General features: G+C 57.2%; 19 protein-coding genes. 6 read left to right on the forward strand and 13 right to left on the reverse strand.

Annotated elements, in window-relative coordinates:
• Positions 1-3: 3 nt before the first annotated feature.
• From DSCA_RS22685 to DSCA_RS22705, 5 genes are all read right to left on the reverse strand, one after another.
• Positions 4-777, reverse strand: a complete 774-nt coding sequence (locus tag DSCA_RS22685; RefSeq protein ID WP_155318616.1) for an ABC transporter ATP-binding protein — start codon at positions 775-777, stop codon at positions 4-6.
• 77 nt (positions 778-854) lie between these two features.
• The gene (locus tag DSCA_RS22690; protein ID WP_155318617.1) at positions 855-1589 is read right to left on the reverse strand and encodes a FadR/GntR family transcriptional regulator; all 735 of its coding nucleotides are present in this window, start codon (positions 1587-1589) and stop codon (positions 855-857) included.
• A gap of 558 nt (positions 1590-2147) precedes the next feature.
• Entirely contained in the window at positions 2148-3266 is a 1119-nt protein-coding gene (ald, locus tag DSCA_RS22695) for an alanine dehydrogenase (RefSeq protein WP_155318618.1), read from the reverse strand.
• Positions 3267-3846: 580 nt separating this feature from the next.
• Positions 3847-4251: a Rossmann-fold NAD(P)-binding domain-containing protein gene (locus tag DSCA_RS22700; RefSeq protein WP_155318619.1), complete on the reverse strand. Its 405-nt coding sequence runs from the start codon at positions 4249-4251 to the stop codon at positions 3847-3849.
• 27 nt (positions 4252-4278) lie between these two features.
• A complete protein-coding gene (locus DSCA_RS22705; protein WP_155318620.1) occupies positions 4279-8382 on the reverse strand; it encodes a hypothetical protein in 4104 nt (1367 codons plus the stop codon).
• Between the two features lie 1079 nt (positions 8383-9461).
• Here DSCA_RS22705 and htpG point away from each other — a divergent pair.
• Positions 9462-11396: a molecular chaperone HtpG gene (gene htpG, locus DSCA_RS22710; RefSeq protein WP_155318621.1), complete on the forward strand. Its 1935-nt coding sequence runs from the start codon at positions 9462-9464 to the stop codon at positions 11394-11396.
• Between the two features lie 72 nt (positions 11397-11468).
• Here htpG and DSCA_RS22715 read toward each other — a convergent pair whose 3' ends face one another.
• A complete protein-coding gene (locus tag DSCA_RS22715; RefSeq protein ID WP_155318622.1) occupies positions 11469-11681 on the reverse strand; it encodes a dodecin family protein in 213 nt (70 codons plus the stop codon).
• Between the two features lie 350 nt (positions 11682-12031).
• Here DSCA_RS22715 and DSCA_RS22720 point away from each other — a divergent pair, with 350 nt between their 5' ends.
• The 3 genes from DSCA_RS22720 to DSCA_RS22730 all read left to right on the forward strand — a co-directional run bounded on the left by DSCA_RS22720 (position 12032) and on the right by DSCA_RS22730 (position 16893).
• Positions 12032-12985, forward strand: coding sequence for a sensor histidine kinase (locus DSCA_RS22720; RefSeq protein ID WP_155318623.1), 954 nt, complete (start codon positions 12032-12034; stop codon positions 12983-12985).
• 200 nt (positions 12986-13185) lie between these two features.
• Positions 13186-13905, forward strand: coding sequence for a response regulator transcription factor (locus tag DSCA_RS22725; protein WP_155318624.1), 720 nt, complete (start codon positions 13186-13188; stop codon positions 13903-13905).
• A gap of 405 nt (positions 13906-14310) precedes the next feature.
• Positions 14311-16893, forward strand: coding sequence for a histidine kinase N-terminal 7TM domain-containing protein (locus DSCA_RS22730; protein ID WP_155318625.1), 2583 nt, complete (start codon positions 14311-14313; stop codon positions 16891-16893).
• Between the two features lie 119 nt (positions 16894-17012).
• Here DSCA_RS22730 and DSCA_RS22735 read toward each other — a convergent pair whose 3' ends face one another.
• The 3 genes from DSCA_RS22735 to DSCA_RS22745 form a co-directional block, all read right to left on the reverse strand.
• Positions 17013-17423 (reverse strand): hypothetical protein, encoded by a 411-nt coding sequence (locus DSCA_RS22735; RefSeq protein WP_155318626.1) that lies wholly within the window; start codon positions 17421-17423, stop codon positions 17013-17015.
• A 178-nt stretch (positions 17424-17601) separates the two neighbouring features.
• Positions 17602-18018: a hypothetical protein gene (locus DSCA_RS22740; protein ID WP_155318627.1), complete on the reverse strand. Its 417-nt coding sequence runs from the start codon at positions 18016-18018 to the stop codon at positions 17602-17604.
• Positions 18019-18301: 283 nt separating this feature from the next.
• On the reverse strand, positions 18302-18706 hold the full coding sequence (locus tag DSCA_RS22745; protein WP_155318628.1) for a hypothetical protein: 405 nt from the start codon (positions 18704-18706) through the stop codon (positions 18302-18304).
• Positions 18707-18868: 162 nt separating this feature from the next.
• On the opposite strand from DSCA_RS22745, the gene DSCA_RS22750 reads away from it, so the two are divergent.
• A complete protein-coding gene (locus DSCA_RS22750; RefSeq protein ID WP_167527920.1) occupies positions 18869-19477 on the forward strand; it encodes a TetR/AcrR family transcriptional regulator in 609 nt (202 codons plus the stop codon).
• Here the strand turns inward: DSCA_RS22750 and DSCA_RS22755 are convergent.
• The 3 genes from DSCA_RS22755 to DSCA_RS22765 all read right to left on the reverse strand — a co-directional run bounded on the left by DSCA_RS22755 (position 19474) and on the right by DSCA_RS22765 (position 23436).
• Positions 19474-20361 carry a DMT family transporter gene (locus DSCA_RS22755; protein ID WP_231716250.1) on the reverse strand — a complete coding sequence of 296 codons (888 nt, stop codon included), beginning with the start codon at positions 20359-20361 and terminating at the stop codon, positions 19474-19476. The genes DSCA_RS22750 and DSCA_RS22755 overlap by 4 nt on opposite strands.
• Positions 20362-20388: 27 nt before the next feature.
• Entirely contained in the window at positions 20389-22137 is a 1749-nt protein-coding gene (locus DSCA_RS22760) for a DUF6178 family protein (protein ID WP_155318630.1), read from the reverse strand.
• Between the two features lie 78 nt (positions 22138-22215).
• Positions 22216-23436, reverse strand: coding sequence for an AmpG family muropeptide MFS transporter (locus DSCA_RS22765; RefSeq protein WP_155318631.1), 1221 nt, complete (start codon positions 23434-23436; stop codon positions 22216-22218).
• A gap of 124 nt (positions 23437-23560) precedes the next feature.
• Between DSCA_RS22765 and DSCA_RS22770 the strand changes: the two genes are divergently transcribed.
• Positions 23561-23827: a hypothetical protein gene (locus DSCA_RS22770; protein WP_155318632.1), complete on the forward strand. Its 267-nt coding sequence runs from the start codon at positions 23561-23563 to the stop codon at positions 23825-23827.
• On the opposite strand, the gene DSCA_RS22775 is transcribed toward DSCA_RS22770, so the two are convergent.
• Positions 23802-25760: a phosphoenolpyruvate carboxykinase (GTP) gene (locus DSCA_RS22775; protein ID WP_155318633.1), complete on the reverse strand. Its 1959-nt coding sequence runs from the start codon at positions 25758-25760 to the stop codon at positions 23802-23804. The genes DSCA_RS22770 and DSCA_RS22775 overlap by 26 nt on opposite strands.
• Position 25761: the final 1 nt, after the last annotated feature.

The raw sequence follows: 25761 nt of genomic DNA on the forward strand, positions 1-25761 counted from the left end.
TTGTTAGTGTTTTTGACTTGCCGGTTGACCCAGGTACGCCTCGATCACCTGGGGATTGGACTGGATTTCTTCCGGCGTTCCCTCGGCGATTTTCACGCCATGGTCAACACAGACAATACGATTGCACACGCCCATCACCACTTTCATATCGTGCTCGACCAGCAGCACGTCGATCCCGAGTTCACAAATCCGGGAAATATCTTTCATCAGGGCCGAGCTTTCCGACGGGTTCATGCCGGCAGCCGGTTCGTCCAGCAGGATCACCTTGGGCTGGGAGGCCAGGGCCCGGGCGATTTCCAGACGCCGCTGCAGGCCGTAGGGCAGGTTGGAGGCCACGGTGTCCGCATATTCGTCCACACCCATGAACTTGAGTGCCTCCAGGGCCTTGCCACGGATCTGGCGTTCTTCCCGGCGTTGGGAGAGGGTGCGGAAGATGGCGCCCACGACTCCTTTTTTTGAGCGGCAGTGCCTGGCCACCATGGCATTTTCAACCGCCGTCATGGCCGAAAACAGGCGTATGTTCTGGAAAGTGCGGGCCACTCCCTTTGAAAAAATCTGGTGGGGCGGTTTCCCCAGGATGCTGTTGCCTTCGAAGCGGACATCGCCGCTGCTGGCTTTGTAGACACCGGTGAGCACGTTGAACACCGTGGTCTTGCCGGCACCGTTGGGACCGATGAGACCCACGATCTCACCCGTATTGATTGAAAAGCTCAGCTGGGACAGGGCCACCAGCCCACCGAATCTCACCGTGATGTTGTCCAGTTCTAAATGCGCCATAACACCAAACCATTTATCCCGTTGTCGTATTGAAACCTATATGTTGCCCGATGTTCTGTCCGCGGGCGATCCGCGCATTATTTTTCATGCTGCTGTTCCCGGATTTCCATGTACCCGTTGAATCGCCTCACATGGGTCCGGGCGATCTTGCCGGCCTTTTGTATGTCTCCCTTTTCCATGGCGGCCACCACATCTTCAAGGTCAGCCAGATTTTCCCTCATTTCCGGCTTTTCCATCACTAAAAACGCGTCGTAGTAACGGCGGATGTTTTCGTGGATGGTTTTGAGGATGGAAATATAGATGGGATTGCCGGTCATTCTGGCAAAACAGAGATGGATGTTTTTATCGGCGTTGAGAAAATCGGAAACCGCTTCATTCCCCCGCGTCGCGCATTGGCGGGCGTCGTCCAGCAGCTTTTTGAGGATTTCTTTATCCGATTCCTGCATGCGCGAGGTGGCCAGCCGGACCACATCTTCCTCAACCCGCTCGCGGAATTCGGCGATGTGCCGCAGGGACACCTGGTGGGACCGGATCAGCAGATCCAGGCTTTCGGTCACCAGATCCGAGGAGACGGCTTGGACCACGGCACCTCCGCCCATACCCAGTTTGATCTGGATGAGGCCCTTCTGTTCCAGTACGCGAAGGGCTTCGCGAAGGGTGCTGCGGCTGGTTTGAAGCATCTCCTTGAGTTCACGTTCGGCGGGCAGCCGGTCTCCCACCTTCAGGTGACCGTCGATGATGGCCTCCTGGATCTGTTCGACCACATCCTGGAAGATCCGATTTTGTTTGGCGGCACGAAACAAATGGGTCATCGATCAGCAGCTCGATCCTGGGTGAACATAAAATTGGAAAAGAAAAAAGTGACTGAATTCGTTATTCCGGGTGGGCACGCAATTGTTTTCGGAATGGTCAGACCATTTATTATAATCGATTTCATCTGTCAAGACGAATTTTTTTTCAAAATGACATTTAGTATATATGGTTCAATAATCATCGGGTCGGATGTCATGTCGGCCACAGTCCCTTGATTGAAAATGGGTTTCAAATCAATTGTCGTGCCAATGCGCAGGAGGGAATTTATATAATATGAAAACGGGTGGTTGCGTTTACTCTAAGGGGAGGTTTGGCTGGGGTGATTTATTACATTTGTGTAGTTTTAAGGCCAAAATTATGCTGTTATTGTCATTTCGGCTGCCAGTCATTGGCTTTTGAAGGATCGTCCGGCCGCGGCCCCGGACCGATGCCATTCGCGGCCCGGCGTCCGGGTCGAGCGCATCGTCACGGCCAGCAACAAAAGGTCTTTCCGCCATGGCGGAAAGACCTTTTGGGTCCCCGGTTTGAGGATAATGGCGGGTGCCGTTCTAAACCCGCTAATCGGCGATCAGGGTTTCAACAGGCGTGTATGCCATGCCGAACGCCTCGGCCACGGCCCGGTAGGTGACCTTGCCGTCGATCACGTTGGCGCCCGGCTTGATTTCGGCGTTCTCCTGCATGGCCCGCTTCCACCCCTTGTTGGCGATCTCCACCGCATAGGGCAGGGTGGCGTTGGTCAACGCCAGGGTCGAGGTCTTGGCCACCGCACCGGGCATGTTGGCCACGCAGTAGTGCACCACCCCGTCCACCACGTAGGTGGGGCTGCCGTGGGTGGTGGCCCTGGAGGTCTCGAAACAGCCCCCCTGGTCGATGGCCACATCCACCAGCACCGACCCCTTCTTCATGGTTCCCAGCATGTCACGGGTCACCAGCCGCGGGGCCTTGGCCCCGGGAATCAGCACGGCCCCCACCACCACGTCGGCCTCTTTGACCAGCTTGCGGATCGTCGCCGGGCTGGACATCAAGGTGAAGCAGTTGGCCGGCATCACGTCGCTCAGGTAGCGCAGCCGGTCCAGGTTCATGTCCAGCAGGTAGACCTTGGCCCCCAGGCCGCAGGCCATCTTGGCCGCGTTGACCCCCACCACGCCGCCGCCGATCACCACCACCGTGCCCGGGTCCACGCCGGGAACGCCTCCCAGCAGCACCCCGTGGCCGCCCTGGGCCATCTCCAGGTACTTGGCCCCCTGCTGGATGGCCATGCGACCGGCCACCTCGCTCATGGGCGTCAGCAGCGGCAGGCTGCCGTCGGCCTTCTGGATGGTCTCGTAGGCGATGCTGACACTGCGGCTCTTGATCAACGCCCGCGTCTGGGTCTCGTCGGCCGCCAGGTGCAGGTAGGTGAACACGATCTGTCCCTCCCGGATCAGGTCGTACTCGGGGGGCAGGGGCTCTTTGACGTGCATGACCATGTCGGCCGCATCGAAGATCTCCTTCGGGGTGTCGACGATACGGGCCCCGGCCCCGGCGTAAGCCGCGTCGGCAAAGCCGCTGCCGGCGCCGGCGTCTTTTTCCACCAGTACCGTGTGCCCGTTGTGGATCATCACTTCCGCCCCCGCCGGAGTCATGCACACCCGGTTCTCTTCCGTCTTGATCTCCTTTAAGATGCCGACAATCATGGTCCCTCCTTTTCAAATCCAGTTAAATGGTTAGGTAGTGTTCATCCGGAAATAGGAAAATTGGGTCGAGATCAAGGCGCGCGAAAAATTTTACCGCAGGCATATGGCTGATATTCCGAGGATAAAATTTTGAGCGCAACGCAGATATCGGACAAATTGGCCATTTATGGATGGGCACTAGGCAGCGGTCAGTCGCTGGAGCATAAATCCTTATAAACAGCAAGATGCCTGCCAAGTATAGGGCTGCCGGCGATCGATGTCCTGGCTGACCCCAGTCTGTCGGGCGGACGTCAGATCATGGATAGGACGAATTGGATGAAAATCTAAGGGGTTGGATCTGTTGCCAGCCATGTTCAGACGGTGAGGCAAGGGCCACGGATGAAAACAGCATGGCTGGATGCCTGCACAGGGTAATTCCTCTGAATGGTAATATTTATTTCCAAAATATGTTCAAAAATCTACGTAACAATTTAATATATATGTTTAAATAAAATTTTGGCAATAATTGTTTCAATAGAACGATATGTTTCCATTTTAGTGTGCCCCGGCATGAAGCGAAGGCGGGAAGATGCCTCCAGGGTCATCGCTGCCGGTGTGCATTGGACGAGCGCCCGGCATGCCGGGCAAAATCCCCAAAGGCGCTTCGGCTGTCATATCGGTAGGAAAACTTGGTCCGGTCGATAAACCGTTGGGGGGAGGCCATCCGTGAATAGCGAAACAGCCCCAGGGCAACGCTGGGAAAGCGGGTGATAAAATGAAGCCGCAAGGTCCAGGCGATGTGATTCAGCGGGTAGAGGATCCGGCTGGGCACCCATGCCGGCCGGTTGCCCATGAGGCCACCCATGTCGTCCAGCGGGATGGTCCCTTTACCGGCAATGTTGAACGCTCCCGCCACTTCAGGATTCTGGGCATGGGATGCCGTTGTCAGGCGCTTTTGACCGGGCAGGGCAATCCGCCGGCAAGGGCAACCGCCACGGTCGCCCATGACGTCGTCTGCCTTACGGATCGGTTTTCAGATACGCGGGGCGGATTCGGTCGACGTCCCCGCTTCCGGTTCCAGGGATGGCTCGCTCCCGGCCGGCCTGGTTTTGCGGCGCCATTTGATCGGCTTCCACAAGCAGGTTCTGGAAAAACATCCCCACCCCCAGCGCAGCCATGACACGAGGCTGAAGGCCAGCCAGATGGACCAGGACAGCATGAGCAGGCGATAGGCCCACAGGGGCGCGCTCACCACCCAGGGCCTGGGCAGGGTACCGTCGATACGATCCTGGGTCCAGTTCAGTTCCATGCGCGTGGAGTGGTTGCCGGCGATCTGCATGTCCGGGATGCCCAGCAGGCCGCGTTCGATGGCGCTGTAAAGACCGGCCAGGGCCGCCAGGGTAATGATGACCAGAAGCACCTGGATGAGGTTGAATGCCACGGGGGTGTGCGGTTGCTCCTTCCGGCACCGGAAACCCAGGGCCAGCAGCCAGCCCACGATCAGGATGGCAATCCCCGCCGGTACCTGGGTCAGGCCGAGGCCGAGCAGCATCCACTGGTGGGGCCTGAGCGGCGTCACGTCCGTTTTTCCCAGGCCCGTCGCCGCGATGATCACCACGATGACATAGCTCCAGAAGAGCACTGCCGGACCCAGCTGCGGACCGCCGGCAAAAAGAATCCACCGCTGGTCCGGCATGCGGAAGGTGACGGCGGCATTGACGGCGGCCGCACCGACATTCACCACGGGGCCTCTGATCAGGTTCATGGATTCGTTGAGCTGCAGCCATTCGGCACCCACCGTCTGGGCCCCCGGCTCCAACGGAACCGTCACCAGACGGCCATCCTGGCGAATGGGCAGGTTGCTGCCGTTGACCGTCACCGCCTGCAGGTTGGCCTGTTCCGGCAGTTCGATCTGATGGTGTCCGCCCTTGCTTGACCGGAGCCCCAGGATCAATGCCACCCGGGAAAGGCGCTGTCCCGGCGTCAGGGCCAGTCGGGCGCTGTCCAGGGTGATGGTCCGGCCGGCCACCGGTTCGGGCCGGCTCACACGGATGGCGACCTGCTCTCCCGGCCAGGGGCGCCATTGCGGCTGCCAGTTGCGGTCGGCATCCTGGTGATGCACCACCGTCAGGCCGGACGTGACGCAGCGCCATATCGTGGCGGCATCCAGGGTCCAGGTTTCCGTCCAGGGAACACCGGTTGGCGCAGTCAACCGGATGGTGGCACCGATGGGGATGACGGTTGAAAACTGCGCTTGCATCTCCTGCGGACCCATAGAGAGCTGGGCCGCTCCAGCTTTCACCGTGATGCCGGCCGTGGTGAGGGATGCATTTTCCAACAGCGGGATCGCAAGTACCGCCGGTTCTCCCGGTGCGGTGAGCCGTCGGATGCGCGTGGTCACCGACCACTGGATCCCCAGATGAAGGGTGCGGTCCACGTGAAAAAAGGCCGGTATATCGAGTTTCTTGACTTCTACTGCGGATGGATTGCTTTTTAGAACACGGGTCAGGGCAATGCTTTCGCTGATTCTGCCGTCAGGTTCAATCCCGCGGGCCCGCCACCCCACGCCGGCGTAGGTGCCGATGCGGGGAACCATGGGAAAGGCGAGGCGAATCTCATCGGCCCGGCCGGTCGGTCCGGTCATCTTGACCTGATGAACGCCGTTAGGTACAACCATCCACAGGGCGCCCCGGTTGTCCCGGGAGAGGCTTTTTACCGGTTCGTTGTCCATGGTGATGCGATCCGGTTGCCAGGTTTCCCGGGCGGCCGGCAAGGGGATGGCCGTGTCTGTCTGGGCATGGACCTGCATGATCAGGCGAAGCTGGTCAGGTGTGGCGGCCAGCTCCAGGCGGCTTACGTCGGCGCAATGGGGAAGGCAGGGCGGTGGCTCGAGCAATCGCTGCTGGAGATCGTTTAAAAGGGATGGGGGCGGAAAGCCGTCGCCGCCGGTTTCGGCCCGGGCCTGCTGGGCAGGTGGCAAAAAAAACAGAATGCAAGCCAGTGCCATCGCTCCGGCCGCTGCCGGGGCGGGCAGGTGGCGGCGCCAGTTGCGCAGGTCGAGGAAAACCACGATCAGCACAACCAACAGGGCGACGCGGGCCAGTCCGAGGGCCCGGTTAAGGGTCGGTGAAATCAGCCACAGGCGAAGTTGCTGGTTGCGGTCCACCGGCCCGTTCCAGTGAAGTCTGGCGGAACGCCATTGCCAGGACGGCAATCCGGGGCCGGTCTGGATCAGGGCATCGGGGTCCGCTGCCAGCCGTGGACGCCGGGGCATCGGTTTCTGTTGCTTCAACCGGGTCGTGCCAACCGCTTCCATCGCCTTTTTGCCGATCGAAGCGGGCGACGGTGCGGCAGCTTGCTGTTCATCCTCGACCATGCTGCGTTCCGGGACCGCCGGCCGGAGGTAGCCCTTATCGATATGCTGTGCCAGCTGCGGATAGATGGCCGTTCGGACCTGCTGTACCATGAAGGGAAGTGCGATGACGGCCAGGGCCGTTACCGCACCCGCCCCCCACAGTGTGACGAGTTTTCTGAACCAGCCGCCGGGAAGGTATTTCAACAGCGCCCCGACTGCCAGCAGGTGAAGCCACACAAGACGTGGTGCACCCGGTTCGTGGAAGGTCAACACCAGCGTCAGCAGGGCCAGCAGGCCGGTCGCCCGGTTTCGTATTTTGCAGGCACTGACGGCCACCATCAGCACCAGGAAAAAATCCAGCAGGGTCCAGCGCTGGAGCCAGGCCCCCGGAGGCACATCCACGCCGGTGGTGGAAAACAACGTCCATCCCGGGGGAAGGTGGAGCACACCGCGCACGCTTTGGAAGCCGTGGTCCCAACCCACGGCCGGCAACGCGGCGGATGTGCGTTGCAGGCGACTGTCCGCCTCGAGGGAAAGGCGGCCGCGGCGCAGTTGGACACCGGGGGTCGGCCGATCTCCCTGCAAGGTGATCAGCTGGTCGCGGCCATCCACCGCCACCCGCCCCAGCTGCATGGGGCTGCCCATGGACAGGTGCCAGGTCCGATTCAGTGTGCCGCTGATGCGGTCATGGACGGTAAATCCCGTTCCGTCGAAATCAAGCCACCAGGACCGTTCCAGGTGCAGTTGATCAGGTGCCGGATCAGGATCCCCCCTGCGAATGACCTCGAAGGACAGCGCCTTGCCGGGTTCGAGCAGGTAAGCGGGGAATCCTTTCCATTCCTCCGGCATCCGGGTTCGCGACGGTTCGATCGTCGGCGCCCCCAGTACTTTCACCATTCGCAGGTGATTGAGGGCCTTGAATGACCAGATTTCATCTCCATAATGGCCTTCGCCCATGGACAGGGATGTAACCGGTCCGTCCAGCCGGACCGTAACCCGGACGTCCCATCGGCCGGGACGGGCCTGGACGAGCAGGTCCCCCGTTCGGGTCATGCGGACAGGCAGAGGGCTGTCGAGCCGCATCACGGCGGCGCTGTCGGGCAGCAGGCCGTCGATTTGAATCTCCCGGGGGCGTCCGGCGACCTGCAATATGATCCGGGTGACCACCCGCATGGGGATATCGTCCTCGATGAGCCGGAAAACGGTGGCCGTCATCGTATCTTCCCGCCGGACGTCACCGCCGCTGCCATGGAGTCGAAGCCGGCCCTCGCCGTCCAGGTCCGGTTCGAGGATCTCCCGGCCGTCAACGGTCAGAGAAAGAAGACCCGTTGCCGCCGGCACCCGGATGGTTTCAGGCAGCGCGTTCCAGACAAAAGCGCCTTTGATGGTGTGCTCACCCGCTTCCAGCCAGAGGCATGGGCGGCCCTTGCGGCCCGCCACCGGAGCCGCCTTGTCTTCGATGGCGACGGATTCCGGCCAGTGGGCCTCGCTGCCGGGCAGGGTGATCCAGGCGGGCGCAAACACCGTCACCTGCTGTTTGAACAGGCCTCCCTGCTCACCGACCTCCAAGGCGAGCCGGGAGGGCCACCAGCAGCGGCGAACCGTTCCATCGTCAAAGTGAGCCGGACAGTGCCGGTCCGATTGATCGTGAAGTACCCATTCGGTCCAGGGTGCCAGCGGGGCGGGTATATCCGGCATCTGGGCATGCGCTGCGGTGTTTGCCCAAACGTTTGCAAGAAACAGGGATGACAGGATAACGACGACCGATACGGCTCGGTTCATGGCACCTCCTGGCTGGTGGCGATAGCGTGGGGCGCCCTGCCCGCCAAATGCCTTTTTTTCGGGTTCCCGCACACGCCCAGAGGCAACATTCAGAGGCGGCGATCACGTGAAGGCCTGTTATCGGGCCGCGTTGCCGTATTTCAGGGTGCGTTCGGGCGGTCGATCCGATACCGATCCTTTACCCGTGGCGGGACTGGCCCGGTAAGTACGAGCCTGGCGCAAGGCAAAAAAATCAAATAACGGTAACTTGTTGGGCAGAATTTTGCAATTTTAAAAGACGGGTTCGTAAAAAAGCCGATATCCGCGATACGCTTCAACCCTCGTCACTGCGGCGCACTGTCAGTAAGCCGCATTCCTCGGGCCTGGCAAGCCCTGACCCCGAATTTTTTACGAATCCGGCGGAAATGCGAATTCTGGCTGGGGCCGCCTGATTCGGGCGTCCAAAAAAGGAAACGGTTAATCGGGATGAAGCCGATTAACCGTTAAGGAGGAGAACAGATGAAAAATTATTAGGTTGACTATCCAAAAAGCAAACACCTTGCCAAAATCAGTTTTCCGTCGTCAAAAAACATTTTATTTTAAGAATACGTCATAATTCAGAATGGATATAAATGATGCCGGCCATCATGCGGTTCGTTTGGCCGTCGGGTTGAGGGCTCGACCACCGGGGGAAAGTTCAAAATTATAAACCCTCTGTTTTTTTATTTGAAGCATATTATTCTGAAATCGTTTAAAAAATAAGCATATTCCGGCAAAGTTCAAAATTTTGAACCGTTTTCCGGGAGGCGCGTTATTCATTTTTAACTTCCCGAAATAGAATGAAATATTAGAGTTTTTATTTTTGAACCCCGCTATTGAAGCGGTCTCCATTTCCGGGCGCATGTCGCTTAGGACCATTGATGCCGGCCTTGGACCGGAATATCCGGGTACAGGCGGTGGGCAAGCGGCGCATTTTTGTTATTTCAACCGGTTCCCCTGCCTTGACAAACGGCAAATCGCACCCATAATTGTTCATCGTTGAGGTCGAACTAATTATAACCATTGATAAAAGCTTGATCAAGGAGCATTCAGGAGAGCCCATGGAAGCAAAGCAGGAAACCTATCAGTTTAAAACCGAAGTGCAGCAGATTCTCAACCTGATCATCAATTCCCTCTATTCAAACAAGGATATCTTTTTGCGGGAATTGATTTCCAATGCATCGGATGCCATCGACAAGGTCCGATACAAGGCCGAGACCGAGCCGGGCATCCTGGGTGACGATACGGAATTCAAGATTCAGTTGAAGCCGGATGCCATCAAGCAGACCTTCGAAATCTCCGACAACGGCATCGGTATGACCTACGATGAGGTGCTGGAGAATATCGGCACCATCGCCAAAAGCGGCACCGCCGGCTTCCTGGAAGCCCTGGAACATGCCAAAGGGCAGGAGACGCTCATACCGGAACTGATCGGGCAGTTTGGTGTTGGTTTTTACAGTGCCTTCATGGTCGCCGACAAGATCACCCTGGTGACCCGGGCTGCCGGGGCGGATGCCGACCAGGCCGTCAAATGGGTCTCTGCCGGGGACGGCTCCTACACCGTCGAGGCGGCCGAGAAAGCGAACCGTGGCACCACCATCACCCTGGATTTGAAAAAAAAGGAGAAGGACGACAAGGACTTCACCGAGCAGTGGACGATCCGTAACATCGTCAAACAGCATTCCGATTTCGTCAATTACCCCATCACCATGGAGGTGGAGCGCGACGAGCCGCTGCCCGATGAAGAGATTATCAAGGATAAGGATGACAAGCCCATCGGCGCGACAACGCGCAAGGTGATGCGTGAAGAGACCCTCAATTCCATGAAGGCCATCTGGACCCGCCATTCAAGTGAGGTCAAAGATGAAGAGTATGAAGAATTCTACAAGCATTTGAGCCACGACTGGAATCCGCCCATGGAGCGGCTGCACCTCAAGTTCGAGGGCACCACCGAGTACGATGCCCTGCTCTACATTCCTTCCAAGGCCCCCTTCGACCTGTTCACCCCGGACCGCCGCCATGGGATTCACCTCTATTCCAAACGGGTGTTCATCATGGACGACTGCAAGGAACTGATGCCCGAATATTTCCGTTTTGTGAAAGGCGTGGTGGATGCATCGGATCTGAACCTGAACGTGAGTCGTGAAATCCTGCAGCAGGATCGCCTGGTTCTCAATATCCGCAAGAATCTGGTGAAAAAGCTTTTCGACCTGCTGGGAAAAATGGATGCGGAGAAATACAATCCGTTTTACGATGAGTTCGGCGCCGTGTTGAAGGAAGGGATGTACACCGATCCGGCCAGCAAGGACAAGATCGCCCCCCTGGCCCGTTACAAGACCACCAAGTCCGACGGCAAGTGGGTCTCTCTGGACGACTACGTCAAGAATATGAAGGCCGACCAGAAGGAGATCTTCTACATTACCGGCGACAAGCTCTCCGCGCTGCTCAACAGCCCTCACCTGGAAAAGTTGAAAGAGAAGGATTATGAGGTGCTGCTGATGACCGACCCGGTGGACGAATGGGTGGTTCAGTCGTTGAACGAATACGACGGCAAGCCCCTGAAGAGCGCCGAAAAGGGAGATCTGGACCTGGACGCGGTGGACGACGCCAAAAAAGAAGCCTACAACGCGCTGTTCGGCTTCATCAAGGGGCATCTGGAGAGTGACGTCAAGGAGGTCAAGCCCTCATCGCGTCTGAAAGATTCCGTGTCCTGCCTCTCCGGGAACAGCGGGGACATGAGCGCGTACATGGAAAAACTGCTCAAGGCATCCGGCCAGCCGGCACCCGACGTCAAACGCGTCCTTGAATTGAACATGGACCACCCGGTGGTGGAAAAGATCAAAACGCTTTTTGAAAACGACCGGGAAAATGCCGCGCTGAAAGATTACAGCCAGCTTTTGTTTGATATGGCCGTGGTGGGCGAAGGCGGAAAGCTGGACAACCCCGCCCGTTTTTCGAAGATGGTGGGTGATCTGATGTCCCGGGCCATGGAATAATCGACTAAGCTACCGGCCAGCCGGCCCGATATCGGGCCGGCTGGCCGGCTCAAATCCCTTCACCGCAGGTGCTCAGTCCGTGACATACTTGAAAGAGAGATTTACACGGGCTCGAAAAGCGGTCACTTTCCCCCCTTCCACCTTCATGTCGAGTTTTGAAATTTCCGCGACCCGCAGGTCCTTCAATGACTTTGAAGCGGTTTCCACCGCATTTTTTGCCGCCTCCTCCCAGGATGTGGGGCTGGTTCCCACCAGTTCGATGACTTTGTAGACACTCTCTCCCATGATTTCCTCCTTTAGGTTACCGGTTAATGAAATGGAGATCCGCTGAAACCATCCGTGGGTCGACAACGATGGTCCTTTGGCCAAACAAGAGATGGACACGGCATCAGCGCCTCAGACGGAGCGGTTCACGGGAATCGCAACAATGGAAATCGATATACAGGCTCAAAAAAGCAGGAAGGAAAAGGCTGTATATAGCCTATTATGGGCGGGTCGGCCGGTCAAGCATATTTCCTGTTGCGGCCTTTGCCGCCGCATTGAAATCTGCGCAAAAAAACGGTAATATCATTCGTCCGTATCGGCCTCGACCGATGTGGCCCGCTCGCCGCGACCCAAAAATAATAGGGTTTCCCATGAAGCAGGTGAAGTGGCTTTTTCATCCCATACTGGTGTTTGTTTTCTCCGTCACCGCCCTGGTGGCCTCTCTTTTTTTATATATTTACTGGTACATCGGCGTAAGCAGCGGTCTTCGCTCGGCCATGGAACGATTCAACCTGGAGCAGGACCAGGTGTTTGCCGCCGACACATGGGTGGTGATTCTCGTTCTGAGCCTGCTGATCGGTACCATTTTGCTGGGCATTTTCATTATTTTTGTGTTCAGCCAGAAAACCATGCAGCTGTATCGGATGCAGAACAATTTTATCAACAACTTCACCCATGAGCTCAAGACGCCGGTGACATCCCTCCAGCTTTATCTGCAGACTTTTTCGAGGTACGAATTGTCCCGGGAGGATCAACTGAAATACATCGGGTACATGCTCACCGATGTGAACCGGCTGACCGAAAACATCAACCGCATGCTCAACCTGGCCAAACTGGAAGGCAAGAGCTACATGGGCGAGTTTGTGGTGCGTGATATCGTCAAGACGGTGAACCGGTTTCTGGAAGAAAATGCCCACCTCTTCAACGACTGCCGAATCAGCGTCCACAATGAGGCGGACGGCGTCGTGTACCAGCGAATCAACCACCATCTGTTTGAAATGCTGTTGATGAATATCCTGACCAATGCCCAGAAATACAATGCCGCTGAAATGCCGCAAGTGGATATTCGTATCGAGGCCAAACACCGCAAAACGCACATCAGCTTCGCGGATAACGGCATCGGTTTCGACCACAAGGAAATGAAAAAGATTTTTCGCAAGTTTTACCAGATAGGCCGGTCGGACAACATGACGGCCAAAGGAAGCGGATTGGGCCTGCACCTGGTGCAAAACATCGCCCGTCTCCACAGGGGAAAGGTGCTGGCCGAAAGCCCGGGGCGGGGTCGGGGATCGACCTTCACCCTGATTCTGCCGGCCCTGGAATAGTGCCCATCCACAAACGGCATCTTTCGGCCCAGGCCGGCGTTCTCGCTGTTTTTAAATCCTCAACGTAGCGCTGCTACGCATGCGGTTTAAAACGTGCTGCGGCCTTGGCCTGAACCAAAATCTACCATTTGTGAATAGGCACTAAACAGGCGTTAATACCGTGCAATGTAAGTTATATGGATGATACAGGAGCAACCATTATGGGAACCCCCAAAAAACGCATTCTCATCATCGAAGACGATCGCCACATTGCCGAGGGCGTCCAGCTTAACCTCACGCTTCAGGGGTACGAGGTGATCATCGCCAGCGATGGCGTGGCCGGCCTGACGAAATGGAAGGAGACCGGACCGGACCTGGTCATCCTGGATATTATGCTGCCGGGCATAGACGGCCTGTCCATTCTCCAGAGCATCCGGCTGGAAGATGAACGGCTGCCCATATTGATCCTTTCGGCCAAGGGCGACCCCGACGACCGGATCAAGGGCCTAGCCTTCGGGGTTGACGATTATCTGACCAAGCCCTTCAACCTCGAGGAACTGCTTCTTCGCGTCGAGCGCCTGCTCAAACGGGGCGGCTGGAACCAGGAAAACGGGGCACCGATCCTCCCATCCTTCGACACGTATCAATTCGGTGACAATTACATCGACTTTAAGACCAATACGGCGCGCTGCCAACTGGGTGAGATTTCCCTGACCGAGCAGGAGTCCAAGGTGCTCAAACTGTTTATCGCCAATCGGGGCCAACCGCTTTCCCGTGAAAAACTGCTGCAGATCGGTTGGGGGTATGCCCGTAAAACCACCACCCGCACCGTGGACAATTTCATCGTCCGTTTTCGCAAATATTTTGAGTCGGATCCCCGAAGCCCCATCTTTTTTAAAAGCTTGCGGTCCATTGGCTACCTTTTCGACCATGACCATTGATTCGCCTGCCCCCCTGTCAGGGCCTGGCAGGCACCGGTCAACTTCTGTCCCAGGGCTTTTGTATCAACGGCAATGATGGGCCGGAAGACGGCTGCGGCGATGCGGGATGAGGGCATAAGAATCGGTTGGCGCCATGGCGGCGGCCGTCGGTTTTCTGTCGAACGCATGCTTTTGCCACGTACCGTTTGACAAACGGGACGGCAGCCCATTAAAAAGCAACTGGCATGGGATCGGAGTTTGCACCTCTGATTTCCCGGCGCCATCTCAACCAGTGAATGCCGGTACGATTTCGGCGGACCGTCGGTCCGACCTGCAGGGGGCTGCATCAGTGGGCGCGTGGTCGATATCCGGCCGACAGGCTATTATTGAAGCGGTTGCCACCACTGATCTGACGCAGAGCGAATCATGCACTGGATGACCCATCCCTACACGGTTTCGTTGTTTGCCGCATCCTTGATTTCGCTTGTTCTCGCCGGTTCGGCATGGAAATCAAGAACCACGATCGATACCCGGTCCTTTGCATTACTGATGCTGGCCGTGTCCGCCTGGGCGTTCATGCATATTTTTGAGCTGGCCGCCTCGACCCTGCAGGGCAAAATCTTTTGGGCCAATCTGCAATTTTTTTGCATCGTTTCGGCTCCCCCGGCGCTATTGAATTTTGTCATCAGGTATACCCGCCGGGATCACCTGATCACCCCCTTTCGAACTGCGCTCGTCGCTTCCGTTCCCCTTCTCATCCTCCTCCTCGTCTGGACCAATGGATTTCACGGTTGGGTTTTCAGCGGGGTGGAGATGGTTCACAGGGCCCCTTTCACCCTCCTCTATCGGCATTTCGCACCGGGCTTCTGGCTGCACACGGGGTATTGTTATACGATGATGATGATGGCGACCATCCTGCTCGTGCGGTCCCTGGTTGCCGCCCCCGCCGGGTATAAAGAACAGGCGATCTCCCTGCTGATCGGGGTTGCCACGCCCTGGATCGGCAATGTGTGCTATCTATTTGATATACCACCGTTTTCTGATTTCGATATGACCCCGGTCGTGTTCACGGTCAGCGGTATCGCTTTCGGATGGGGGATCTATCGATACCGGCTCCTGGATATCGTTCCCATCGCCTATGATTTGATGCTCGACAACATGCAGGATGCGGTATTTGTTTTTGATCGCAATCAACGCGTTCTGGACCTCAATCCCGCCGCCGCCCGGTTGACCGGACAGAATCGAAAGCAGGCGCTTGCCATGCACGCCGACCGGTTGATTCCCGAATGGTCGGGTATGGTTGTCCAGATGGGAAAAGACGGCGGCCGGCAACAGGTGCGTCTTACCAGGAATGATCAGGATCGTTATTTTGACCTTGTCGGCACGCCCCTGAAACATGATGATCAGCTTTTCGGCTATCTGGCGGTACTTCGTGATATCACCCGATACCGCCACACCCAGCTGGCGCTGGCGGAGAGTGAAAAACAGTTCAAGTCCCTGAATGAAAATGCGCCTATCGTGATCTGCACCCTGGATGCCCGGGGCCGTTTTACCTATGTCAACCCGGAGTGGGAAAACCTTCTTGGCCATTCGCGCAAAAACACCATCGGCCGACATTTTTCAGATTTTGTACCACCACACCACATTGACCTGTATGAACGGTCTTTCCGGCGGGTCAGCGACGAGATGGAAATCCTGTCCGGCGAACCGGTTAAATTGCGCCACAATGATGGCTCAGCGCTTTTTTTCAGCCTCAGCGCATCACCGAACCCGGATGGGAAGCGTGATATGAATAATGTCATCTGTCTGTTGAAAGATATGACCGGGGAGCGGGAACTGCAGGCTCAGTTGTTCCAATCTCAAAAGATGGAGGCCATTGGTACCCTGGCGGGAGGGATCGCACATGATTTCAACAATCTGTTGATGAGTATACAGGCGAACATCTCCCTGCTGCGCATGGAAGACAATCCAAACAAAACGTTCGTCCGGCGACTCGACTGCATCGAACGCCACATCCAAACCGGTGCATCTTTGACCCGACAGCTTCTGGGATACGCCCGGAAAGGGAAATACCGCCCGATGCCCCTGGATTTGAACCCGCTGATTCGGGAGGCGCTGGCCACCTTTGGCCGGACCCGGAAAGCGTTGACCCTTCATTCTGAAATTAGGGAGGACCTGCCGAGAATTCAGGCGGATCGGGGACAGATGGATCTGGTCTTGCTCAATCTGTTGATCAATGCGTCAGACGCCATGCCGGACGGCGGCGTGTTGACTGTCAAAACCGATGTGTGCACGATTCCCCCGACCGGAATGCCATCCCTGTCGCTTGCGCCCGGCGACTACGTTCACCTGCGGGTCACCGATACGGGTATGGGCATGGATAAAACAACACAAGCCAGAATTTTTGAACCATTTTTTACCACCAAGGCAATGGGGCGGGGGACCGGTTTGGGCATGGCGTCGGTCTACGGCGTGGTAAAAAACCATAAAGGCGCCATCACGGTTTCTTCGACGCCGGGGGAAGGAACTGCATTGGATCTTTACTTTCCGGCGGTAAGGGATGCATGTGATGCTCCTGCCCGACAACCGTCTTTGCATACCGGAAAGGGTCGCATCCTCTTTATAGATGATGAACCGGACCTGCTGGAGGCGGAAGCCGAACTCATGGAGCGTATCGGCTATCAGGTGGTATGCAAGAGAAGCGGGTTCGGGGCGCTCAAGATTCTGACTGAAAATACAGATTTGTTCGATCTGGTCATCATGGACATGGTGATGCCCGCCATGGGAGGGCGGGAGTTATACGGTTACATTCGCCGCATCACGCCGGAAATGCGGATTCTGTTGTCCACTGGTTTCAGTGATGCTCCCGGAACGGCAGACCTGTTGTCCCACGATCAAACCGAGATGATTCGCAAACCCTACACGGTTGAAGCCCTTTCAGAAAAAATTATCGACATGCTCGAGGGTGATGACGCCCAAGCCATGGTCTCATGTCCCGGGTCGCCATGATTGGGCGCACCGCCTTTTTTTTGGCCGCCGGCCTTTTGTGCTGGGGCCGTCGTTCGATTGAGAACTTTTTTCATATGTGGAAAAAAGATTACCCATTCCCCTATTCATTTTTTTCATACTTACATTTTTTGCCGAATCGATATGGCGTTATAAAACATTGAAATAAAGGCATATGTGAAAAAATTTGATGCCAAGCGCGATTCTTGCATGATATAGTAGATTGGCCGACTGCAGCCTGCGCCGGGCAGATGCAACCAACAAGGATCCCTGGCGGGATTGTTCTGATTCCGCCACAACCGCGGGTTCACCGGATTCAGATGAAGAAGATGACCGTTTCTGACAATGGTGGAAGGCGTTCCGGGATAGACCGCCGGCGGTTTGCCTATGCGGTACATCTCCCTGAGCGCCGCAGCGGCAAAGAACGCCGCAGCGGCAGGGACCGCCGGCAGCCCCGGTAATCTGCCGGGACGCGGCCCTTGACCGCGCTCCGGCCCCGGGATCGCCGCGTTCCGCCCGTCCTTCGGTTCCATTCTGCCCGAGACAATGCCTGCTATCGGTTTGGTGTTCCTGCCGTTGACCATCGTCTTGCCGGTGAGCAGGTGCCCCCGGCAAAAAAAGGCCGCGCTGCCATCTGTTAAGGACCGCGCGGCCGAAATCAGATAAGCGATGGTTCGCTTCCCGCCTGACCGGAATTCCCGGCTGATGGTGTTACGGAAGTATCGCCACCAGATGGTCCAGAATGAAGGCGTCCCTTTTCTCCACCATTTTTTTCAAGGCGATAAAGTCGTCCAGGGGCATTTCTCCTGTGCCGATATTGACCATCTGAACCGGTTTTATCTTCGATTTGGCCTCAACGATGACGCTGCGGCCGGCGACCTTGTCCCGAAGGGCTTCAAAATCTGCCCGGGCCATTTCCACCATGCCGTAACGTTCCGGGCGGTATAACGGCGTTGAAACGGCAGCGCTGCTGCTGGATTGATTTCCCTGGACCATTGATTTCAGGGCCATAAACTCGGAATGTGCCATCTGGCCGGTTCCGATGTCCACCATTTGTGCCGACGCACTGGTGACTGCCATTACCACCACGATTGCGACCCCCGCCGCTAGTATTGAATTTTTCATCATTCCTCCCTTTTCGACCTCTCTTTAATGTGAATGTGACGTTTTGTTCGCGTTATTGCAAAATATGAACTTCTATTCAGGTTGTCAAGAAAAAATATGAACTTTTATTCAACTTGAGGGCTGGCAGAGGGGGGATGGCAGGTTACGGAGGGTTCACAGGTCCGGTGACCCCGACTCGAACCGTTTGGATATTGAAAAAAAACAGACCTGATGCATTCATGCACCAGGCCTTGGGTGTACCGCTTGGTTCAATCTCCGGGGGTGTGCCGGTTGTGGCGGCACGCGACTACGGACAGATAAAATTGAAGCCGCCACTGCGGTTGGCGCTGTTGCTGGCCACCAGTTTGTTCAGGTCGCAGAACTCACTGGTTGCCATGGAGCCGGTGCCTATATCCACCATCCGGCCCTCGGATGCGTAGGCGGTTGCCGGTCCCTGGTCGCCTGTGTTCACCATGGCCTGCCGGATGGCATCTACAACGTCCTGGTCGAATTCAGCGATCCGCGTTTGCCGGGGTTTTTCTGTGGCGGCACGCGCAGTGGGTTGAAACGTGCCGTTGACCATCTGCCGCAGTGTGTCAAACTCGGACTGATCCATTCTTCCCAGGCCAATATCAACGGTTCCCGCCATTGCCACTGCCGCCGTCATGACCATCGCCATCGTTATCGTCGCCATAAAATGTAATTTTTTCATAGTACCCTCCGTGTGGTTTCAGATCAGAATGCCACTTTGTGGTATTAATATTTATAATTGGTACGAATGACGGCGTGTCAATCTGAATTCGAACTTTTTTTCGCTTTTATTGACCGGGCTGCGGGAATTGGGTATGAAACCCAGGCACAAGGAGGGATAGAAATGTCAGAGATGGAGCCAAAAGTCCGAATTCCCCAGCAAAAGCGGAGCATCGAAACCAAAAACCGTATCTTTGTGGCGGCCAAGGACCAGTTTGCAAAAAACGGTTTTCACGGTACCAACACCAAGGAAATCGCATCGGCGGCCGGCGTCTCTGTGGGCAGCTTCTACTCTTATTTCAAGGATAAAAAAGAACTGTTCATGGCGATTTTCCGGGAGCACATCGAAGAGAAGATCGTACGGATTCTGGGCGAGCACCAGGTCGACCCGAACAATCGGAAAGAGAGCGTCTACCGTCTGATCAAGGCCATGCTCGAGGCCCATGAGCCCTACCCCCAGTTCCACCGGGAAGTGCTTGCCATGCGCTATTCCGACCCGGAAGTCGATGCCGTGTTCACCGAAATGGACCAGCACAGCCTGGGCCACGTGGTCCGCTTCATCGAGCAGTTTCGCGATAAACTCAGGATTGAGGATATCCATACCGCCGCCCGCATCATTTCCGCCGCCGTTGAAGAGATCATCTGCTCAATCACCATATTTGGCGAGGACGGGGATGCCGATCGGCTTATCGACGGCCTGGCGGATATGATTCATCGCTATCTTTTCGATTAGACGGCGCTGGCTGCCAGCAGGGCGCCGCATACGGCCAGCACAATGGCGACCATCCTCGGGAGGGTGACCGGCTCCTTGAGAAAAATGGCAGCCAGAACAAAAGTGAAAATGGTAGACAGCTGGTTCAAGATGGCCGCTACGGAGACCAGCGTGTATTTGAACCCCGCCAGCCAGGCCAGCATGGCCAGGTAATTGCCCACGATGGATGCCGGCAAAGCGGTTTTCCATTCCGGAGACGGCTTCAGCGCCCCCAGAATCGGCCCCCTTTGGGGATGAATCAGGGCGATGATCAGCAGCCCGGCGACGCCGGCAAGGAGCCTGGCAAAACTGGCCCACAGGACGTGCGTCTGTTCCAGAAGCGGTTTGACCATGACGATGCTCGCCGCGATCAGGGCCACGGCCAACACCCCGTAGAACAATCCGACGATAAAATCATGCCGGGATATCGCCACCGCTGGACCGGACCAGGAACCGGCGCCGATGGCAGCAACCACCAGCAGGGCGCCCAGCATTCCCTTCAGCCCGATGGCCTCATCGAGAAACAGGGCGGATATGAGGATAATCAGCGGGAGGTAGAGGCAGTCCACCACGGCCCACAGGCCGGCGCCGAGCCGTTTGAGGGCCATGAAAAAAAAGGTGTCGGCCAGGGTGATGCCCAGCACGCCCGAAATGCAGAACATCATCCAGTCGTGGGAAGGGCGCAAGGGGAACAGCGGTACGCCAGCAATCCAGAGCGTGGGCACCAGTAAAATCAGGGTGACCACGCCTTTGAACAGGTTCAGGGCCATCGGAGAGAACGACTCGCCGCTTTTCTTGAACATGATCACGGCGGAGGCCCAGAACAGGGCGGCGCCTGTCGAGCAGACGATGCCGATCAGTTGCATGAAGGAACCTTACGGTTAATGATCGATTCAGGACCGGAGCAGAAAAAGATGAACATGGCGCGGGTCAAGGTTGCCGGACCGAACCGGCGCCAGTTCGTTTTCCAGTTCGTCGAAAAGGGCCTCGAATACCCTCCCCAGGCGATCGGAGAGATCCGCGGGCGGCTGACCCGACGCCCGGGCTGCCCAGTGCAGAAAATTGGCCTTTTTTTCATCGCCAATCACCCGAAAGCCCTGCCGGTCGGTCCACAAGGCCTTGAAAAAGTGTCTGAAATCGGAAAGCGGAACGGCGATGCTCCGCGTTTGTCCATCCATCGGCGGCAATTTGAGCGACGCCCTGGCCCACAGGGTGAGCAGGAGGTTTTTGTAGGTCACCAGACGCTCCTCCTCGATGCCGGCCATGGGGGTGTCCATGTCCGCCAGAAGTCCATCGATGGCCGCCACCTGATCCAGACTTCGACCGGTTGCCCTGATTTCATCCTGGGTCTGAAAATCGCGGTAATTGGACCCGGTGCTTGACGGGTCGTAGAACTTCGGGGCATCGATCAGCAGCCCTCCCAGCAAGCCCAGCCAGGCCTCGTCCCAGAAGGTGAGCGCCACCTGCTGGGCCTGGCACCAGCTCTTTCTGCGCCAGCGGCCGGCCCGCCATTTAAGCTGCAGGGCGCCGGCGAAACCGGTCCTGAAGATGTCAACCAGCAAATGGCGCCGCAGCCGTGCCGATGCCTCCATTTCGAGAACGCCACCGGCGTTTTCAGTCATCACCTCAAGCCCGATGGACAGGTAGCCGGCGACCTTGGCCACCACCGCCTTCAGCTGATCGCGGCCCCGGATGACGGTCTGGTCGGCCGAGATGACCTGGTTGCAGAGGCTGGCCAGCTCGATCTGGAGCTGCTGGACCACATGGGCGTCGCGGATCGTTTTCAGGGCGCGCACGAAGAGGCTGTCCCCCTCTAGAAAGGTGTCGGTAAACTGGGGCACCGGAAAAGGGACCCCCTCCGGCGACACAGGGGGCATCGCTTTTTTTCCCCTGGTGGCCAGGTCTCCCGGCCTCAAGGGTTGATAAACGCCGACTGCCTCGTAAAAAGGCAGAAACCCTTTTTCGCCAAGCCGGACATTGCGCAACCGGAACAGCTCCTCTTCGATTTCACCCGGAATCACGCTGGCCGCCTCCAGCAGCAGTCCCTGATAGCGCGGATGATCGAAAAGCGACAGCCGCCGAAGCAGCTGGGAAAGCATTTCATCGCGCCTGCGTTTGACCGTTTCCTCTTCCGGGGTGGCGACGGGATAGTCCACGAAGCGGACGTAGAAGGTGTCGTCATCGGTAAAAAAACCGTCTCCCAGATCCGATGGGGCCTGGTCCGCCTCCCTGACCCGCAGTTCGATATTTCTGAACAATACTATTTCCAGGAATTCAAGTTTTTCGTCAAAACACCACTTGACCAGCCGATCAGGGTCCGCCTGCAGCATCAACTGCAGCCAGGTGACCGCCTGCTGATAGTTCAGCTGATCTTTATTCCAGACCTCCATGTCCAGAAAATAGTCCCACTGGCGGTTGGAGGCCAGGGCAACCAGCGGGAGGGCATCCGCCGGGCCGATGTCATGAATCAGAAAATGCAGGTCCTCTTCGGGAAACGAATGGACAAGCGCTGCCGGTTGGGGGTGGCCGAGAATCGCTGCTTTCGCATGCTCTGCAGACCCGGACAGGATGCGACGGCGTTCGTCGGCCAGCTGTCTGAGCCGATCGGCATGGGTGCGGACGGGGGGTTGGTGTGGCGCCACGGGATGGGTGTTCCTCCTGGTTGATGGTTTGGCCTACAATAATCAGAAAAATATAAAAAACAAGCGGTTCAATGGGCGTCAACTTCGGGCCCGGCCGGTAATGCGCAACAGCAGCAGAAGGCCGGGGATGGCGATCAGGGTGCAGAAGATGAAAAAGCCCTGCCAGCCCATGAGGGTGGCCAGGTAACCGGTGGGAGCTGCGGCCAGGACCCGGGGGATGCCCATCAGGCTGGTCAGCAGGGCGTACTGGGTGGCGGTAAAACGCTTGTCCGTGATGCTGGCCATGTAGGCGGCATAGGCCGAGGTGCCCATGCCGCCGCTCAGGTTTTCGAACGCGATCACCGCCGACAGGGCCGCCAGGCTCGGGCCGATGGTTGCCAGCAGGAAAAATCCCGCGGTAGAGAGGGCCTGAAGGATGCCGAAGATCCACAGGCTGCGGACAATGCCCAGGCGGATCATGGCAATCCCTCCGGTAATGGTGCCGCCCACGGTGGCCCAGAATCCGAACAGCTTGACCACGGCTCCGATCTGGGTTTTGGAAAAACCGATGTCCAGGTAGAATGGGGTCGTCATGGCCGCGGCCATCGTGTCGCCGATTTTGTACATCAGGATGAACGCCAGAATCCACAGGGCATGTGAACGACTGAAGTATTCCACCAGCGGATCCACCACGGCGGCCTTGAGGGAGACGGGAAAAGACGGCACCCGGGGTTCAGGCGTCAGCACCGTGGTGATCACCCCCGGCAGCAGGCACAGGGCCATGATCAGGTAAACCAGGGAATAGGGGATGTGGTCGGCCAGAATCAGACCCCCTCCGGAGGCCAGGAGCATGCCGACCCGATAGCCGTTGATGTACAGGGAGGACCCCAGGCCCAGCTCCCGGTCGGGCAGGTCCTCCCGCCGGTAGGCATCCACCACGATGTCCTGGGATGCACTGAAAAACGATACCGCCAAGGCGGCCAGGGCCAGCAGTTCGGGGTGAGCCGCCGGATTGTTGAATCCCAGCCAGACCAGGGAGGCCATCAGCGCCAGCTGCGAAACCAGCAGCCACCCCCGCCGGCGCCCCAAAAACGGAAGCGCGTAGCGATCGAACACGGGCGACCAGAAAAACTTGAGGGTGTAGGGCAGGCCGACCAGGGACATGAGCCCGATGGTGGTCAGGTCCACCCCGGCCTCCTTCATCCACGCCTGAAGCACGCTCAGGGTGAGCAGGAGTGGCAGGCCGCAGGAAAACCCCATCACCAGCGCCACCAGCATGCGCCGGTTGATTACGGTGGTGGCGAGTCGCTGTGGGTTCATAGAATTCACATGCCTTGGGTATGATGTAAAAAGGGCGGCAGAAAGAATCTCAGCCGCCCTTACAACTATCTTCATAATATGGTTTTGTTCAAGTATTCAGGTTTTGGGGGTGCTTTCTCAACTGATGGAAGAACAGCAAAATGATATTCAGCTCTACGCACCCAACGATGAAAAAGTTAAGAATGACAAAATGGTTTGGGGCCAAATTCTTATAGAACGAGATCCCGGCGATCATTCCAAGGATGACCAAGCTCAAAAAGCAGCTGCTGGCGAATGTAGCCTGACGAATTACCGAAAAGGCCGTTTGAAGCGTTCTTTTTTGATCGTTCATCGGGTACCCTCCTTTCAGTATTCATCAGTAGTTTTTACTTTTCAAGCTGCTCCGGCGTGACGACGGGGCCGAATTGGGTTTTCAGGGCGATCAAGCCATCGCGCTGTTCCCGAAGGACATCGAACAATTGTCCGGGTATGTTTTCCTCCCTGCCGTAGGCAGCGGTCTGAAGGTCGATTCGGGCCAGGATGTTATCCACGTAAAGGGAAAATTGCTGGTCGTAGAGCGTTTTGGGGTAGGGTTTGTCGATCAGGGTTTCAAAAAGGGCCTTCAAGTCGTCATAGCGGGGAAGGAAACCGATCGGCGTCTCGATGGCGTCCACGTCGCCGTGGGTGCGCCGCTCCAGCCAGCCCAGCCAGACCTTGACATCCTTTTTTTCTCCCAGCAGTTTTCTGCTGCTGCCGCCCCGGGCTTCATGAGTGAGAAAATAGTTCAGCCCGGCCAGGATCGGCCGTTTGTCGTCGGCAATGGCGGAACTGCCGAAAAAATCGAATTGCGCCTTCATGTAGTCGCCCAATGCGCCGGGAATAAATGGCGCGTTGGCCCATGGCGCCCGTTTCACGCCGCTGGCGCCCACTTCCGTGGCCGTGGCCGCCGAGACGATGCAGGCCCCGATGACGACGCCATGCTCGGCATTTTTTGCGGCCCATACCGGCGGCATGGTGTCGCTGTCCCGGCCGCTGTAAGTGATCACGCGGGTTTCCACGCCTTCCGGCGCTTCGGTTTTCTCCGAGTAGTTGGCCAGGGCGGTTGAGGAGATGGTGCACCGGGCGTTGGGATGGGAGATGGGGATCTCATTGCCGCCGGCATCCTTCAGCCCTTTTTTCCAGGGGCCTTGAAAATTGCGGCCACGGATGGGTTGGGCCTCGCCGTTTCCGGTCCAGTGGGGGGTGCCGTTTTCATCGATCAGCACGTTGGACCAGATGACTTCGGAACCGGGATTCCTCAGCCGGTCCATGAGCATCGGATCGCCTTCCCGGTTGACATCTTCCACGATGCCGAAGATGCCGCATTCCGGGTTGATGGAACGCACACTGCCGTTGCTGTCGATCCACATCTGGGCCAGGTCATCCCCGACAAAATGGTTGCCGGCCATGGCGGTCGTGGTTTTACCGCAGCCGGACGGTGCGGCGCCGGCCACCCAGGTCACCCGGCCGCCGGGGCCGCTGATGCCGGTGATGAACATGTGTTCGGCCAGTTCTCTGCCGCCGCCTTCATAGACCGCTTTGTCCACCGAAAAACGGTGGTTGCCTTTTTTCAGGAGCAGGGTGTTGCCCGCATACGTGCAGTTGAACGAGTAGGTCGTGCGGTGGCTCCGGTCCATGAAAACCCGCGCATTGGGCAGGTCCTCGGGGCGGTTGAGGCCTTCACTGTGGACGTTGGTGTAAAAATGTCCCAGCCGTTCCACCTCCTTTTCGAAATCCGAAAAAGCATTGCGATAGAGGATTTCGGCACTGTGGGAGACGTATGCGGAACTGGTGATTTCAAGGGCGGGATTGGATGCTGCCGCTCCCACGGGGCCGCGGATATAGAGTCCCACCACCATGGTACTGCCGGCCATGATGCCGCCCATTTTTTCCCGGACGTCAACCAGGGCATCCTCCCTGAGGATTTTGTTGGCCAGACTGCTGATTTTTTCATCGGGGTTGGCGATGTAAAAGGTGCGGTCGATGATGCGGCCCTGCTCCTCTTTCAGGTCATGGTGAATCGTATGCCCTTCCATGGGCAATATGGCCTCTTCACCCTTGTAAAGGGCCAGCCGGCGGATAAACTGGCAATCCGCTTCGGACCCCGTGTTGATAAAAACCCGGGCCGGATCACACATGGCAATGGCGTTGGCGATTTTTAACAGGATCTCCGGGTGGCTCAGGGTTCGTATGCGGGACAGGTGCTCCCCGTCCAGCCTTTTTTCGAACAGGGCCTGGGCCTGTTCGATGGTCTGGATCCCCCCGATCTCACGTACAATGTCAATCCCCTCATTTTTTTTCAACATG

The sequence above is a fragment of the Desulfosarcina alkanivorans genome (genome assembly GCF_009688945.1).
Classification (GTDB): Bacteria; Desulfobacterota; Desulfobacteria; order Desulfobacterales; family Desulfosarcinaceae; genus Desulfosarcina; species Desulfosarcina alkanivorans.